General features: G+C 32.7%; 13 protein-coding genes and 1 other RNA gene. 11 read left to right on the top strand and 3 right to left on the bottom strand.

Going from position 1 to position 16,657, the window contains the following annotated elements; translation table 11 throughout:
* The first annotated feature begins 193 nt into the window (after nucleotides 1–193).
* Both ACOQOS_RS06865 and thrC read left to right on the top strand, forming a co-directional pair.
* Entirely contained in the window at nucleotides 194–1,117 is a 924-nt protein-coding gene (locus ACOQOS_RS06865; RefSeq protein ID WP_420574234.1) for a homoserine kinase, read from the top strand.
* A gap of 204 nt (nucleotides 1,118–1,321) precedes the next feature.
* Nucleotides 1,322–2,602 carry a threonine synthase gene (gene thrC, locus ACOQOS_RS06870; protein ID WP_420574235.1) on the top strand — a complete coding sequence of 427 codons (1,281 nt, stop codon included), beginning with the start codon at nucleotides 1,322–1,324 and terminating at the stop codon, nucleotides 2,600–2,602.
* Nucleotides 2,603–2,650: 48 nt separating this feature from the next.
* Here the strand turns inward: thrC and ACOQOS_RS06875 are convergent, their stop codons facing one another.
* Entirely contained in the window at nucleotides 2,651–2,821 is a 171-nt protein-coding gene (locus ACOQOS_RS06875) for a hypothetical protein (RefSeq protein ID WP_420574236.1), read from the bottom strand.
* Between the two features lie 426 nt (nucleotides 2,822–3,247).
* Between ACOQOS_RS06875 and gcvT the strand changes: the two genes are divergently transcribed.
* The 6 genes from gcvT to ACOQOS_RS06905 all read left to right on the top strand — a co-directional run bounded on the left by gcvT (nucleotide 3,248) and on the right by ACOQOS_RS06905 (nucleotide 9,617).
* Nucleotides 3,248–4,330: a glycine cleavage system aminomethyltransferase GcvT gene (gene gcvT, locus ACOQOS_RS06880; RefSeq protein ID WP_420574237.1), complete on the top strand. Its 1,083-nt coding sequence runs from the start codon at nucleotides 3,248–3,250 to the stop codon at nucleotides 4,328–4,330.
* A gap of 9 nt (nucleotides 4,331–4,339) precedes the next feature.
* Nucleotides 4,340–5,161, top strand: a complete 822-nt coding sequence (locus ACOQOS_RS06885; protein ID WP_420574238.1) for a sugar nucleotide-binding protein — start codon at nucleotides 4,340–4,342, stop codon at nucleotides 5,159–5,161.
* Between the two features lie 42 nt (nucleotides 5,162–5,203).
* Nucleotides 5,204–5,662, top strand: coding sequence for a hypothetical protein (locus ACOQOS_RS06890; RefSeq protein ID WP_420574239.1), 459 nt, complete (start codon nucleotides 5,204–5,206; stop codon nucleotides 5,660–5,662).
* A 109-nt stretch (nucleotides 5,663–5,771) separates the two neighbouring features.
* A complete protein-coding gene (locus ACOQOS_RS06895; protein ID WP_420574240.1) occupies nucleotides 5,772–7,820 on the top strand; it encodes a S41 family peptidase in 2,049 nt (682 codons plus the stop codon).
* A gap of 3 nt (nucleotides 7,821–7,823) precedes the next feature.
* A complete protein-coding gene (locus ACOQOS_RS06900) occupies nucleotides 7,824–8,867 on the top strand; it encodes an LIC11966 family surface protein (RefSeq protein ID WP_420574241.1) in 1,044 nt (347 codons plus the stop codon).
* A gap of 39 nt (nucleotides 8,868–8,906) precedes the next feature.
* Nucleotides 8,907–9,617, top strand: coding sequence for a YebC/PmpR family DNA-binding transcriptional regulator (locus tag ACOQOS_RS06905; RefSeq protein WP_420574242.1), 711 nt, complete (start codon nucleotides 8,907–8,909; stop codon nucleotides 9,615–9,617).
* A 74-nt stretch (nucleotides 9,618–9,691) separates the two neighbouring features.
* Here ACOQOS_RS06905 and ACOQOS_RS06910 read toward each other — a convergent pair whose 3' ends face one another.
* Nucleotides 9,692–12,058 (bottom strand): DUF7619 domain-containing protein, encoded by a 2,367-nt coding sequence (locus ACOQOS_RS06910; protein ID WP_420574243.1) that lies wholly within the window; start codon nucleotides 12,056–12,058, stop codon nucleotides 9,692–9,694.
* A 779-nt stretch (nucleotides 12,059–12,837) separates the two neighbouring features.
* Nucleotides 12,838–13,132, bottom strand: an RNA gene (rnpB, locus tag ACOQOS_RS06915) — RNase P RNA component class A.
* A gap of 179 nt (nucleotides 13,133–13,311) precedes the next feature.
* Between rnpB and ACOQOS_RS06920 the strand changes: the two genes are divergently transcribed.
* The 3 genes from ACOQOS_RS06920 (at nucleotide 13,312) to ACOQOS_RS06930 (ending at nucleotide 16,599) form a co-directional block, all read left to right on the top strand.
* Complete coding sequence (locus ACOQOS_RS06920) at nucleotides 13,312–15,084, top strand: DNA polymerase III subunit gamma/tau (RefSeq protein ID WP_420574244.1); 1,773 nt, start codon at nucleotides 13,312–13,314, stop codon at nucleotides 15,082–15,084.
* 14 nt (nucleotides 15,085–15,098) lie between these two features.
* Nucleotides 15,099–15,680, top strand: coding sequence for a tRNA-(ms[2]io[6]A)-hydroxylase (locus tag ACOQOS_RS06925; protein ID WP_420575134.1), 582 nt, complete (start codon nucleotides 15,099–15,101; stop codon nucleotides 15,678–15,680).
* A gap of 226 nt (nucleotides 15,681–15,906) precedes the next feature.
* On the top strand, nucleotides 15,907–16,599 hold the full coding sequence (locus ACOQOS_RS06930) for a T9SS type A sorting domain-containing protein (RefSeq protein WP_420574245.1): 693 nt from the start codon (nucleotides 15,907–15,909) through the stop codon (nucleotides 16,597–16,599).
* Nucleotides 16,600–16,657 lie beyond the last annotated feature (58 nt).

Here is a 16,657-nt window from a genome sequence, read left to right on the forward strand (position 1 = left end):
TCATAGCTGCTCTCGACACACCAAATTAAAGATTTGGCACTCGAACTGACGGTTTGGATTTCAAAACATAGAAAAAGAACATAAACGTCACTTCGAGTGAAATTCCAAAAGAATTTTATATCAAGAAGTACTTTGAAATAATAGATATTAGTATGGAAACTTTCTCAACACTAACATCTCAATACTAAAAAAAATGAACGAAATCAAAATATTCGCTCCAGCAACAATTGCAAACGTCTCTTGCGGATTCGATGTCCTCGGATTGTGCTTAGATACAGTTGGTGATGAAATGATTATTAGAAAAACTAATAAAAAAGGTATTGCAATCACCAAACTTACGGGTCAAGATTTACCTTTAGATACTCAAAAAAATGTAGCTGGTGTAGCAGGTTTGGCAATGCTTTCAACACTTGATTTAGATCACGGTTTTGAAATTGAAATTTATAAAAATATCAAAGCTGGAAGCGGAATTGGAAGTAGTGCAGCAAGTTCAGCTGGAACTGTCTGGGCAATGAATGAACTACTTGGGAAACCTTTTTCTGCGAATGAGTTAGTACCTTTTGCAATGGAAGGTGAAAAACTTGCAAGCGGAACAGCACACGCAGACAATGTAGCTCCTGCCCTTTTAGGTGGATTTACCCTAGTTCGTAGTTATGATCCTTTAGATATTATCAAAATTCCAACTCCAAGTGAATTATACGCAACAGTAATTCATCCGCAAATTGAAGTAAAAACCTCAGATTCGCGTTCTCTATTGAAGGAGAATATTTCACTGAAGAAATCCATCATACAAATTGGAAACCTAGGTGGTTTAATAAGCGGATTATACACATCTGATTATGATTTAATCAGCAGATCATTACATGATGAAATTGTAGAACCTTTGCGTGCTATCTTAATTCCGGGATTCAATGAAGTTAAACAAAATGCTATTGATTGTGGTGCTTTGGGCGCTGGAATCTCAGGTTCTGGGCCTTCAATTTTTGCATTAAGTAAAGGAAAAGAAATGGCAGAAAAAGTAGCGAAAAGCATGTCAGAAACCTATAAAAAACTAAATATTGATTACGACATTCATGTTTCAAAGATAAACACAAATGGTTGTCGGATTCTTGAGTGATTTGGGGCTTAGGTCAAAGCTATACACCAAACGTCACTTCGAGTGAAATTCTGAAAGAATTTTGTATCGAGAAGTGCTTGGAAACTCAAAAATGTAAAATAATAAATTTTAAATGTAAAACATCACAAAATCAGAGCTGTTCTCGATACAACAAATTAAAAATTTGCCACTCGAACTGACGCTTATTAATAATACTAAAAACAAATGAACTATTACAGCCTACACCATAAAGCTCCAAAAGTTTCTTTTAAAGAAGCTGTCATCAAAGGATTAGCGCCTGACAGAGGAATTTATTTCCCTGAAAACATTACACCATTGTCTGACGAATTCATTCAAAATATTGATCAATATTCACATGAAGAAATCGCTTTTGAAGCTATCAAACAATTTGTCGGAGATGATATTCCAAACGATATCTTAAAAGAAATTATTACAGAAACTTTAAGTTTTGATTTCCCTGTTGTTCCCATAGAAGACAATATCGGAACTTTAGAATTGTTTCATGGTCCAACAATGGCTTTTAAGGATGTTGGCGCACGTTTTATGGCACGTTGTTTAGGTTATTTTAATCGTGATAAAGAAGAAAAAGTGACCGTTTTAGTGGCAACTTCAGGAGACACTGGCGGTGCAGTTGCCAATGGTTTTTTGGGTGTAAAAGGTGTTGATGTTGTCATTTTATATCCAAGCGGAAAAGTCAGCGAGATTCAAGAAAAACAACTAACAACTTTAGGTCAGAACATTACAGCTTTGGAAATTGACGGTGTTTTTGATGATTGCCAAGACATGGTAAAAACAGCTTTTTTAGATACTGAAATTGAACGCACATTAACTTCTGCAAATTCAATCAATATTGCGCGTTGGCTACCACAAATGTTCTACTTTTTCTTTGCTTATAAAGCAGTACACAAGCAACATAAAAATATTGTCTTTTCAGTTCCTAGTGGAAATTTTGGAAATATTTGTGCAGGCATCATGGCGCAAAAACTAGGTTTACCTATTCAACATTTTATCGCTTCCACAAATGTAAATGATACGGTTTCAAACTATTTAGAAAATGGTGAATACGTTCCAAAGAAATCTATTGCAACTATTTCAAACGCTATGGATGTTGGAAATCCGAGTAATTTCATCCGTATTCAAGAATTGTATAATAATGATTTAGCAACGATCAAACAACATTTTTCGTCCTATAGTTTCACAGATTCAGAAACAAAAGCCGCGATGAAAGCTATTCACAATCAGCACAATTATATTGCTGATCCGCACGGCGCTGTTGGGTATTTAGGTTTAAAAAATCACGATTTACAAGGTGCATATGGTATTTTTCTAGAAACAGCACATCCTGTCAAATTTTTACCGACTGTAGAATCGACCTTGAGTCTAAAATTGGATATTCCGTCACAAATTCAAGAAATCATGCATAAGGAAAAACATGCCATACAAGCTGCTGACTATGATGATTTGAAACGATTTTTGAATACTTAAAATTAAAAAAGAACTATTTAAATTTTATAAATAGTTCTTTTTTTATGTTTATGATTTCTGCATTTGCTGTTGAAATGTAAGAATTGTAAAATCTGCAGGTTTTTCAAGAGCAACTTTTACTGCAAGACGCATAATTCCATCTATGATATCATCTGGCGACATGGTTGATCCAAGTCCAATGTCAACTCCAAAAGCATCTTCTGGCACTGTTCCTACCAATTCTCCTTGTTTCCATAATGTATTCTAGTATTGAATTATCATACTTTTAACCTCAACCCAAGTGTTTACATCATTTGGTTCAAAAATAAATGACTTAATCGCCTCTTTTATTGATTGCTCTAGCATAATTATCGTTCTACGTTTGTTATCATATCTCGAATTTTCATCCATATTTTTAATGTATTAATTATATAAAAGATTGTAATTTAAATGTTAAAACATACCATTTAGATCATTACTGCATGCGTTTCCTTAAATTAGATATGCATACGATCTACGGTTCAATAATTTTATTGTTGTTTACATATTCATAAAACTACATTTTAAAAATCTTAAAATGTAGTAAAAATCAAGAATCAAATAAAAATTCCCCATTTTTTTAGGGCGATTTTTCATAAATTCGCAATCAATTTAAGAAAAACTAAAATGAAGGATACTGCTCTATCAAAAATTCACGAAGCATTAGGTGCGAAAATGGTTCCTTTTGCTGGCTATAATATGCCTGTACAATACGAAGGCGTTAATATTGAACATGAAACGGTTCGTAATGGCGTTGGTGTTTTTGACGTAAGTCACATGGGAGAATTTGTCATCTCTGGACCAAATGCCCTAGCATTAATTCAAAAGATTGCTACAAATGACGCTTCCAAATTGAAAGATGGAAAAGCACAATACAGTTGCATGCCAAATAATGATGGTGGAATTGTAGATGATTTAATCATTTACAGAGTGAATGAAGAAAAATACATTTTGGTTGTAAATGCTTCTAATATTGAAAAAGACTGGAACTGGATTTCAAGTCATAATGACGTTGGCGCTGAAATGCGTGATGTTTCTGATGATTATTCTTTGTTAGCAATTCAAGGACCAAAAGCTGTTGAAGCTATGCAATCATTGACAGAAGTCGATTTAACTAATATTAAATATTACACCTTCCAAATTGCCAAGTTTGCTGGAGTTGATAATGTAATTGTTTCTGCAACTGGTTATACAGGTTCTGGTGGATTTGAAATTTACTGCAAGAACGAAGATGTTGCCGAAGTTTGGGATAAAGTTTTTGAAGCTGGTGCCGATTTTGGAATCAAGCCAATTGGTTTAGCAGCAAGAGATACATTGCGTTTGGAAATGGGCTATTGTTTGTACGGAAACGATATTGATGATACTACTTCTCCGATTGAAGCTGGTTTGGGTTGGATTACTAAATTCACAAAAGACTTTGTAAATCGTGAGCAATTAGAATCTCAGAAAAAAACTGGAACTGAACGTAGATTAATTGCATTTGAAATGCAAGATCGTGGAATTCCAAGACAAGGATATGATATTGTTGATGGAAACGGAAATATTATTGGAAATGTAACTTCTGGAACAATGTCTCCTTCTATGAAAGTTGGAATTGGTTTAGGATATGTACCAACAATTTTTAAAGATGTTGGAAGTAATATTTATATTCAAATTCGTAAAAATCGAGTTCCTGCGAAAGTGGTGAAACTTCCTTTCTATAAAAAATAAAGAAAACCTTTGAATAGAATTCTAATACTAGGAGCAAGCGGATATATTGGTCAAGCGATCTATAAAGAGCTTTGCTCCTATTTTGATGTATACGGTACATTTTACAGCAATAAATCGTTTGCTAAAAATGCACATTTTATTCGTTATGATTTAGATTATGATGGCATTGATGAAGTTGTATTGCAAGTACAGCCAACAATCATCATTTCAGCATTACGTGGTGATTTTGCCGCGCAGATTGACGCACATATTTTTTTAACTGAATATGTAAAAACAAAACCTTGTAAGTTAATTTTCCTGTCATCTGCCAATGTGTTTGATGCTTACAGCAGTTATCCGTCGTACGAATTTGACAAAACACTCTCTGAAAGTATTTATGGGAAACTAAAAATTCGTATTGAAAATATGTTGATGCGTTTACCGCAGAAAAAATATGCGATTATTAGATTGCCTATGGTTTTTGGGAATAATTCTCCGAGAATTCTAGAAATAAAACAGTGTTTGCAAGAAAAAGTTCCCATTGAAGTTTTTCCAAATTTGGTAATGAATACGATTTCTGATAAAAAACTGACGCAACAAATTCATTACATGATCAATCGTCGTAAAAATGGAATTTTTCATTTGGGCGCTGATGATTTAATACATCATGATGAGTTTTTTACAGAAATTCTAAAGAGTATGAACATAGAAAAGCCATTGTTTAAAAATGTATATACTTCAAATTTTGATCGTTTTCTAGCCGTTTTACCGAGAGATAACAAACTTCCAAAGCATTTGGCAACAAGCAATCAAGAAACTTTAGCTTATATTTCAGGAAAGATGAAGGAATGATTTTTTATCCTTTTTTACTTATTTCCTTATCTTTCACACGTTATGGAAATCATTCTAACCAAAGGCGAACAACGAAACACATTGCTCTGTAAAAGAAACGACGGTACTTTTACGAGTGCAAACTTAGGTCCTGAAATTCCAAACCATGATATTGCTCATTTTGTAGTAGAAAAGAAGTTTCATTTGACGAAAGGTTTTTACGGAAATATTGCATCGGGAATGACGATTGCTGATTTATCCGACAAAGACTTTATTAAAAACTTAGATACAGAGAGTTGGCTGGCAGAAATCATGACTCGAAATTTGCAATCGTTAGGTAATGAAACCACAAGTATTGAAGAATATCCAGAGTTGATTACTTGGGAAGCTTCTTCTATGGAAAACATACAAGTTCCCATGATGAGTTTAACACAAATCAAAGAATTGAAGTCTGAGTATCTTCAACTTTGCTCACAATGGAATTCTATTCCAAAAAATGGACAACTTCTACTTCATTTTTAGTAAAAAGTATACATCTCGCATTTTTACACTACAATTCATGCTGATTTTCAGATATTTTCAGCTTAGTTTCCTACGTAAAAATCAAAAGATTTGTTAAATTCGTGACTTTATGTACTACAAATCTCTATCTGCATACATGCATCATATTTTACGTTTCATATTTCTTTGTGTAGTTGCTACAGCATATGCACAAACTGAAATATCTTTTTGTCAAAAATCTTCAATGGTTTTAGACATGTTAGAAAACAGTCACTATCAACCCAAAGCGATTGATGATGATTTTTCAGAATATGTTTTTACAACCTTATTTGAACGTCTTGATGACAAGCGCATGTTGTATACAGAAGCAGATATAGAAGCGCTTGGAGATTTAAAAACAAAGTTTGACGATTATCTTCTTAATAATAATTGTGACTTCATACAAGAACTAACAACATCTTACAAAGCGCAACTTGAACTTGCCAAAACATATATTGAAATTGTTGAAAAGAGTAAGTTAGATTTCTCAGGAAAAGATACAGTTCGCTATGGAAGTTTAAAAGACAAATCTGTGTTTTCTAGCACGCGCAAAACATTACAAAAACGCTGGTCAAAAAAGATCCGTATCGATATTATTCGTGATTATTTATCCTTATCAAATCCTTCAAACTTTACGAAAGTCAAAGGACAAGTGAAAATGAAAGTAATTGCCGAAAACAAATGTTTTATTGTTGATAAGCTTCAAGCTGTAAATGGACTAGAATCATTTGTAGAAACTACATTCTTAGATGTTGTTTGCTCCTATTTTGATCCACATAGTAGTTATTTTGATCCTACAGACAATACTACTTTTATGAATTCTATCGGTACAGAAACAAATTCTATTGGCGTATGGTTTTCGAAAAATAGTGATGGAAAAATTGTCGTTTCTGGCTTACAAACAGGAAGTACGGCATGGAAAGAAAAAGAGATCAACGCTGGCGATTTGGTACTTTCTTTAAAAGCAAATGACAATACTTTAAGTACAACCTGTCTCTCATTAGAAAGTTTATACGATTTTATTTTCGACGAAAACAACAAAGCTATTACGATCAATATATTAAACGATAAAAACATTAATAAGTCTGTAACACTTCGCAAGGAAAACTTAAAAATTGAAGTCAACGCAGTCAATAGTTTTATCTTAAAAGGAGAACAAAATATCGGTTATATTTCATTGCCGAGTTTCTACACCAATTTAGATTACGGTTTTGGTAGCGCAAATGATATTGCAAAAGAACTTTTTAAACTCAATGCTGTTGACATTGATGGTTTAATTTTAGACTTGCGTGGAAATGGTGGCGGATCTATGAAACAAGCGATTGATTTAGCAGGAATGTTTATTGACAAAGGTCCGTTAGGAATTTATAGAGATCAAAAAAATAAAAAAACCATTATCAAAGATTTCAATCGTGGAACTTTGTTTACTAAACCTTTAGTGATTTTAATTAATAATGAAAGTGCTTCTGCTTCTGAGTTTATTACGGCTGCTTTGCGCGATCATAATAGAGCGATTGTCGTAGGAACAAAAACGTATGGAAAAGGAACTATTCAACAAGTAGTTCCGCTACGTCAAGAAGCTGGATTTATTAAAATTACTATTGAAAAAATGTATGGTTTTAAAGGAAATACACACCAAGCCATTGGAATTCAGCCAGATATTGAGTTTCCTAGTTTAGTTTCTGGAATTGAGAACGGTGAAAGTGGCAACTCAAACTTTATTAAGAATGATACCGTTTTAAAAGATGTTTATTTTAAAATTCCACAAGCTTCAAACTATGACGGTTTACGCTCTAAAAGTTTAGAAAGAGCTGAAAAAAGTATTGCAACAAATACGATCAAGGAAATAAATTCAGCGTTGTATTCATATTTAAATAGAGAACGAAACCTTCCTATTTCTGTAGAAGGCATCAAAAAAGACAGTGATACTTTTGATGAAATTTTTAAGAAGTCGGATAATTTGGAAATGAAACATGAAACTTTTGAAGTTGTAAACTTAGAAGATTACAAAGAAATTTTAGCCTACAATAAGAACAAAGCAAAGTTAAATTCGTACGCGATTGAAAATATTCAAACCGATCATGAAATTGAAGAAACTTATCGCATTCTTTCAGACTACATCAAACAATTAGCCAAATAACCTATGCAATCAAACTACCTAAAAGCATTTTTTGTACTTATCTGTGTCTTGACATTTCAAACCTCAACAGCACAAAACTTTAAAAACGCAAACGATTACTTGTCTTTCATCGGGAAAGAAAATAAGAAGATTTCTAAAAGTATGTGGAAATACACCAAATCGGTTGCGCACAGCAAAAGTGCCCGTAGAATTGAAGGCGATCGTAAACGCTTAATCAAATCTATTGAGCGTGCTATGATTAAGATTAGAAAGGCAAAGTCATTTACAGGCGAAGATGATTACAAGAAACAAGTACTTGATTATATGGACTTACGTACTAGTTTATTGAAAAACGACTATGCGAAGATTGTCGATATGAAAGAAGTTGCCGAACAATCATATGATTTTATGGAAGCTTATATTTTGGCTCAAAAACTCGCTGACGAACGCATGCAAGAAGCACAAGAAACTTATGAGAATGCTCAAAAAGACTTTGCGGCTAGAAATAATATTCGTTTGATTGAATCTGAAACGGAATTGGGAAGAAAAATGAAAATTTCTAATGAAGTGTTTGAGCATAAAAACGAGGTGTATTTGGTGTTTTTTAAAAGTAATATTCAAGAACGTTTTATGCTGAATGCTTTGTCTTCAAATGACATTAGTGCTATTCAACAAAACGCAAACGCATTACAAACCTTTGCTGAAGAAGGTTTACAAGCGTTAGATACTTTGACCATATATAAAGAAGATACATCTTTGATAGAAGCGACAAAAAAAGCATTAGAATTTTACTTAGATGAGACAAAAAATGAAGTTCCTAAAATGCTCGAATTCTTCTTACTGAATGAAAAATTTACAGCAATCAAAGAGGCAATCGATAAAAAACGACCAAAAGAACGCACAAAAAAGGAAATTGATCAATATAATGCAATGGCAAATGATATTAACAAAGCCATTGTAGATTTCAATAAACGAAACGAAACACTAAATAAAAAAAGAACTAAAATTATTAATCAATGGAATGAAGCTTCGGCAAAATTTTTAAGCCGACATATTCCAAAAGAATAATACAACTTATATATTTGTAGAAATAAAAAGAATTAGCACATGGGAAGAGCATTTGAATTTAGAAAGGCACGAAAGATGAAACGTTGGTCAGCAATGGCAAAAACCTTTACGCGTATTGGTAAAGATATTGTGATGGCTGTAAAAGAAGGCGGACCGAATCCTGAAACAAATTCTAGATTACGTGCTGTGATTCAGAATGCAAAAGCCGCTAACATGCCAAAAGATAATGTTGAGCGTGCGATAAAGAAAGCTTCTGATAAAAATACAGACAATTATAAAGAAGTATTGTTTGAAGGTTATGGACCACACGGAATTGCTATTTTGGTGGAAACTGCAACCGATAATAACAATAGAACTGTCGCCAATGTTCGTAGTTATTTCAATAAATGTGATGGGAACTTAGGAACACAAGGCTCTGTAGAATTTATGTTTGACCATACATGTAACTTCCGAATTCCTACAGAAGGACAAGATCCTGAAGAATTGGAATTAGAGTTTATTGATTTTGGTGTAGAAGAAGTTTTTGCAGATGAAGATGGTATTTTATTATACGGACCATTTGAAAGCTTTGGAGCTATCCAAAAAGAATTAGAAAATAGAGACATAGAGATCTTATCTTCTGGATTTGAGCGCATTCCGCAGGTTACAAAGCCACTAAACGAAGAACAAACTGCTGATATTGAAAAGCTTTTAGAAAAGCTTGAAGAAGATGATGATGTGCAAAATGTGTATCACACGATGGCAGAATAAATATCAAATTTCAACATATAAAAAAACCACGCTTTTTCGGCGTGGTTTTTTGCTTTACTATATTATTTAACGTTTTACTGTTTGATAATTTTATCCGTAAACACACCTTTATCCGAAGTTACTTTTAAGATATATAATCCTTTGGAAAGTGTTTTTACTGAAATATTTGTATCTATTTGATTGCCAATCAACTTTTTAGAAAGTATCAATTTTCCTTGCAAATCGAATACATCAATCGTTTTAATTGCGTTTTCTCCTGTGATGAATAACATATCACTTGTTGGCTTTGGAAATGCTTCTATCGAAGTGTCTAAACTTACTTCTCCAACACTTAAAGGTTCTACAATCATGGTAGTTTCATCATTCGTAATAATTGGCGCATTATAATCAAAGAAAATCTCTGCTTTGTTCATGAAAGTATCATTCAACGCTAATGTAGTTTTCGTTTTTATTTTAAACAATACATAACCATCATTCGTTGCATCATCAAATGGTAAGTCTATATTTTCAAAGATGAATTCCACTTTTTGTCCATCTACTCTTGTTATAAACTCATGACTTCCGTCGATAACACTCAGTGTGTTCACATCATAACTTGCAGCATCAATATCATCTGTTACAACGACATTGATAGCACTTGCTGTTCCTGTATTTTCAAAACGAATGAGATAATGCACATATTCTCCAACTTTATCTTCTGTGATTGTATTTCCTTCCAAACAGGTTTTATCATTTGGATCGAATGAATTTACGACAGTTTGCACAAAATTTAAAGTATTATCCGTTGGTGTTTCATCGGAAGTTGTTGGTGTTATATTTGCCGTAAAATCTAAATGATCACCTCCATTTAATGGATAATTAGCATCCGTTGGTGTATTTAGATTCATTGTATACAAAATACTTCTTGATTCTAATGGTGCTAAATTCGTATAGTTCCAACTTAAATTTCCTGTATTTTGCGCAACTGCCATTGGATTTGTAGAAATTACATTCATATAATCATCTTCAAAATTCAAACTCACGGCTCCTGACAAAGTAGTCGTTCCTTTATTTCTATAGATTATTTTATAATCGGTGTCAAATCCAGGTCGTGCTTCTTCCAAAGGAACAATAGTTACTTCCAAATCATTGAAATTTCCATTTGATGTAATACAAAAGTCCTGAATATTTGGACTTGTATCTGTTGGAAAATCAACTGTAATACTTGTTGGACTTACTGAAAAATAACTTGGATTTTCTATTTGCGGCGTTATCGTATGTATTCCTTCTTGTAAAGGAATGGCATAATTTCCTGAAGTATTTGCGGTAAAAATTCCTGTTTCTGTACCATTTGTGATCGAGAATGACATATTTGGATATATTTCATCGTTTATATCACAGCCATTTGAATCTGAATCAAATTTTGTTTCTCCTGAAACTGTATAATATGTTCCTCCTGGTGAGAATGAACAATACGTATTTATTTCTACTCCATCAACTACTCCATAATATCCTAGAGATGTAATTATACCAGATTTCTCATCCTCATCATCTACACATATAAAAGATAAATTAGGTAAATTGGCAAGTACCAAATAACCATAAGGGTCAACAAGATAGAAATTTTCTCCATTTTTCATAAATATACTTTCCAACTGACTATTGTCCATTATATTTACACTAGAGATACGAGGAGTTGTTGTAAAATCTAGGCTAGTAACATTAGTATTAAAACAATCCATTATAAGTAGATTCGGATTATTTTCAAGAGTTAAGGTATGCAACATTTGGTTATCATGACAACCAAACCCCTGAAGATGAGGCTTATTAACTACTTCCAACTCAGTTAAATTATTTGCACCACAATGTAGATTAAAAAGCAAATTATTTGCAGATACATCTAAACTTGTTAACTGATTATCACTACATCCAAAATATTTTAAATTTACATTAGTTGAAACATCAATACTCGATAATTGGTTATTGCCACATCTTAAAGTTTCTAAGTTTACTAGAGATGTTACATCTAAACTTGTAAGTTGATTATTCCCACATACTAAGCTTCGCAAATTCACAAGAGATGATATATTCAAACTTGTAAGTTGATTATAATTACAGCTCAACACTTCCAAAACTGTATTGGATGACAAATCAAGACTATTGAGTGAATTAAAGCCTACTGCCAATTTTTCTAAATTTATAAAAGCTTCTATTCCTACCAAAGAACTTATATTCTTTGATGATACATACAAACCAATTATAGCCTCCGCTTCAGTTACCTGAATCTCTCCATCATTATTTGTATCTGCGTCAGCATCAGGATGACCATTAGCATTAGTATCCACTACATTGTCGTTCAACAAAGCGTTTTTAAAGTTAGCATCAGGAATATTTACAATTTGTGCAGACATTAAGTGTCCAATAAAAATAAAGGTGAGGATTAAGAAGTATTGCTTTTTCATGTAATTATTTTCGTTAAAGGTATAAAATAATAGTAGAAATTTGTAAATAAATATAGGAACGTAACTACAAGTTAACATGCTTTTTATTTACTTTAATTTTTTAGAATAACTACATATCAAAAAGTTAAAATAAAAATCCAATAGCACATCTACGGATTCACCGTAACATTCTGATAATCAAAGATCTTACATTTACACTTTAATCAAGAAGCTATCACTATACTAAAAGATATTCTCAAACTCCATGGAATCAGAACATTAAGTAAAATTTTACAAAAGGAAATATTTGGAGGAAAAAGACCTTTCAGACACTGCAATTCATAATCTGATTTTACAATAAATCAAATATGTAAAAACGGATTTTGCTTTAATTGTTACGATTCGTTTTCTGGATCTTGGTTTTGTTAACTATATAAAAAGTAGATATTCGTTTTAGAATAAAAAAATACGGTTTTACCTTACATTATGTATCAGTTTTTAGTGATGTTAAAATAAAAACCGAAGTACTTTTACAAAGCAATACAAAATTAGTTTATTTAAATATTATCAAATTTAAGAATTTGAGTGTTAGTGCATAAAATATCTATAGAAGAGGAATTGCTGAAAAATTTGTATCATTTTTTCATATGTGAATTATTAAGTTAATACTAAGTTTTCTTCAAATTAATCGAAGCATTTCTCTTCTTTTTTATGCCAATAGTATTTTCTTCACAAAGTATGAACATAAATGAATGGTTTTCTTAATTCACTTTTCGCGTTTATAAAAGTTGAATTTCATAAAAAAAAGCAGGCCGTAAGCCGAATCCTGTCGAGCCTCATCATTTATCTAAAATTATCGTTACCAATAACTTTTATCTGCCTACCCTTGAGCATCGAACGTGCCGTTCTCAAACGCTCATTTACATGGCATTGCACCTCGTAGAGTTTACCTGATTTCACTACAGCATTACCTGTACATTCTTTCTGCTGCACTTGTCCTCGCCTTTCGACGGACGGATGTTATCCGCTACAATGCACTATGGTGTTCGGACTTTCCTCTCCTTCCTAAGAAGCAGCGATAAGGTAGCCTGCTTGTCGGCAAAAGTACACTATTGTTTGAAATTAGGACATATTTACCGTAAAAAAGTAATAAATCTGTATGTATAAAATAGTACACGAAAACTGTTAATAAAAAAGCAGAAGTATCTCTATGTTTTCAGTGTTTCATTAGATTTGTATTGCTATATTTGCTCCAGTTAAGATTACCTAATTCTATGGAACATTTCATTGTATCAGCTCGTAAGTACAGACCACAAACATTTAAAGATGTTGTTGGTCAACAAGCGATTACCAATACTTTAGAAAATGCTATAGAACGCAGTCACTTGGCGCAAGCACTACTATTTTGTGGTCCTCGTGGTGTTGGAAAAACAACTTGTGCTCGTATTCTAGCAAAAAAAATTAATCAACAAGAAGGCGCTACTGAAAATCCTGATGAAGATTTTGCCTTTAATATTTTTGAGTTAGATGCCGCTTCTAACAACTCCGTAGATGATATTAGAAGCTTAATTGAACAGGTTCGTATTCCGCCACAAGTTGGAAAATACAAAGTGTATATCATTGATGAGGTACACATGTTGTCGCAAGCAGCTTTTAATGCTTTTTTAAAGACCTTAGAAGAACCGCCAAAACATGCTATTTTTATTTTAGCAACGACGGAAAAACATAAAATTATTCCAACGATTTTATCGAGATGTCAAATTTTTGATTTTAAACGAATTGGCGTTAAAGATGCGAAAGAATATTTAAAGTATATCGCAGAAAGTCAGGGAATTGAAGCAGATGATGACGCATTGCATATTATTGCTCAAAAAGCAGATGGCGCCATGCGTGATGCACTTTCTATTTTTGATAGAGTTGTTAGTTTTTCAGGAAAACAACTTACAAGACAAGCAGTTACAGAGAATTTAAATGTGCTTGATTACGAAATTTATTTTACAGCTACTGATTTGATGTTGGAAAATAATATTCCGCAGTTATTGATTGATTTTAATGAGACTTTATCAAAAGGGTTTGATGGACATCATTTTATTGCTGGAATTGCTTCACATTTTAGAGACTTGTTAGTGTGTAAAAATCAAGCTACAATTGCTCTTTTAGAAGTTGGTGATCAGACGAAACAGAAATATCTAGAACAGTCACAAAAAACGTCGCAACAGTTTTTAATGAAAGGAATTGAGCTGGCTAATGATTGTGATTTGAAATATAAAACCAGTAGAAATCAACGACTCTTAGTTGAATTATGCTTAATGCAGCTTGCCTCTATCAATTATGATGGAGAAAAAAAAAATAGCGATCGGTTCATAATTCCTGCTACTTTTTTTATTGCACATGGTAAACAGACAAATCCTGTAGCCAAAGTTAGCGAAGCAAATGCTTCTGTTCCTACGCAAGTTCAATCTAACCAAGGAATACCTTCTAATTCGGCATCAACTGAAGCAGAGAAGCCATCTACGGAAGTGAACACTGCACCAAAAGCTGTAACGCCGCCACCAAAACCAAAGATTGATATTTCCATGATGCGAAATAAAGTATCTGGTTTGTCATTATCGAGCATTAAAGCAAAACAAGAGCATTTAAAGAAACAACAGAGCAAAGTTGTGGATCAGAAGGAATTACCTAAAGATCCTTTTACTGAAGAAAAAATGGTGGAAGTCTGGAATGCGTATGTGGAAAAGATTGATAAGAAAGGAGAAAAAATTATGTCTTCGCTCCTATCTACAGATATTCCAAAGTTAAAAGATGCAACAACAATTTCTATTGAACTGCCCAATGAAACGATGAAACTCGAAATTGAACGTGCGCAGTATCCATTGTTAGAATTTGTTCGTAGAGAGTTGAATAATTATGATGTTTCGCTTGAAATTGACGTAAACGAACAAACCGTAAAGAAATATGCCTTTACAACTCGTGATAAATATGAAAAATTAAAAGAGATAAATCCTCTAGTTGAACGACTTCGTAGAGATTTTGATTTAGAAATTTAATTCCTTGAAAAATGATGTTAGGTTTAAAATTACCAACTGATCCACGTTGGGTAAATATTGCAGAGAAAAATATTGAAGAGATTTTGACAGATCATGCTTTTTGTGAGCAGAAAGCCGCTAGTACCGCAATTTCTTTGATTGTTAGTTTTCCTGAATATCCAGAATTGGTAGAAGCCATGATTGCTTTGGTAAAGGAAGAGATGAGTCATTTTAAAATGGTTCATGATAAAATTATTGCCAGAGGTTGGACTTTAGGTCGCGATCGTAAAGATGAATATGTTTCTAAATTGTTGCAATTTTTTCCAAAAGGCGGAAGCAGAACAACACAATTGGTACATAGACTTTTGTATGCAGCATTAATTGAAGCCAGAAGTTGTGAACGTTTTAAGTTATTATCCGAAAATATGAACGATCAGGAATTGGCTACTTTTTATAAGAATTTAATGGTTAGTGAAGCCAATCATTATACTATGTTTTTAGGTTTTGCCAGACAATATGGCGATCGTACTGAAGTAGATAAAAAATGGCAATCTTTGCTAGATTTTGAAGCCGAAATCATGAAAGATCTAAGCAAGAAAGAAACAATGCATGGATAGTTTTTACAACACTTTACTTTTGTAATTACCTTTTCACTTTTATCTGTTTTATACTTTTGGAATACGTTTGATGTTTTAATTTAATTACTTCTTCAAAACATTTTTTACAGGCTAGCTGCTACTCGATATTTATAAATTGTAGTTGGTTATTTGAGAGTTATTTTTAAAATCATTTTATTTCTATTCATGACTAATGTATCTTTAACTTGCATTAAAGTCCAAGAATATGAAAAAAATCTACATTTTACTTTTAGCAGTATTTGCAAATTTTACCATACAAGCACAAGACGATGCTAATTTGATAGGAACTTGGTATCTCCATTACGTAGAAGCTTCAGGCACAATAACCTACGTTCCATCTATTACAAATACTTACGAGATGACAATCACCAATTCTGGAACTTTTGAATCGATTTTGGGTTATAGCACTTGCAATGCCTTTGCTTCTGATTATGAAATTTTAAACAACAACTCAACTATCAATATGAATAGCTATACTGAAACGCTTGGTTTTTGTAGCGATCCATTTGAAGGTTTACACTTAGGAATCATGTCAACAGCAATTGCTCATAATTTTGATTATTCAATTGATTCGCAGACAGAATTATTAACATTAACCGATCATCTTGGCAGAAAACTCGTATACGGAAAAAGTGTTTTGACTACGAAAGACAATCAAGCTTTTTCTACTACTATAAAACTCTATCCAAATCCTGTACAGAAAGAATTTTTTGTGAATGGAATTTCTAGCAATTCTAAAGCAACCTACACGATTTATAATGTGATTGGAAATGTTGTTACTCCTGAAAATTCGCTGCAACAACACAAAATAAATGTAGCATCTTTAAAAACTGGTATTTACTTTGTAAAGATTCAACAAGAAGGAAAAACAGGGATAAAGAAATTTGTAAAATTATAAATAGAAGCGTTGTTGCTATCTGAGTTGTTTCGCTTTTTCTCTTGATGAGAACAGTAAG

The sequence above is a fragment of the Kordia sp. genome (assembly GCF_965224175.1).
Taxonomy (GTDB): Bacteria; Bacteroidota; Bacteroidia; order Flavobacteriales; family Flavobacteriaceae; genus Kordia.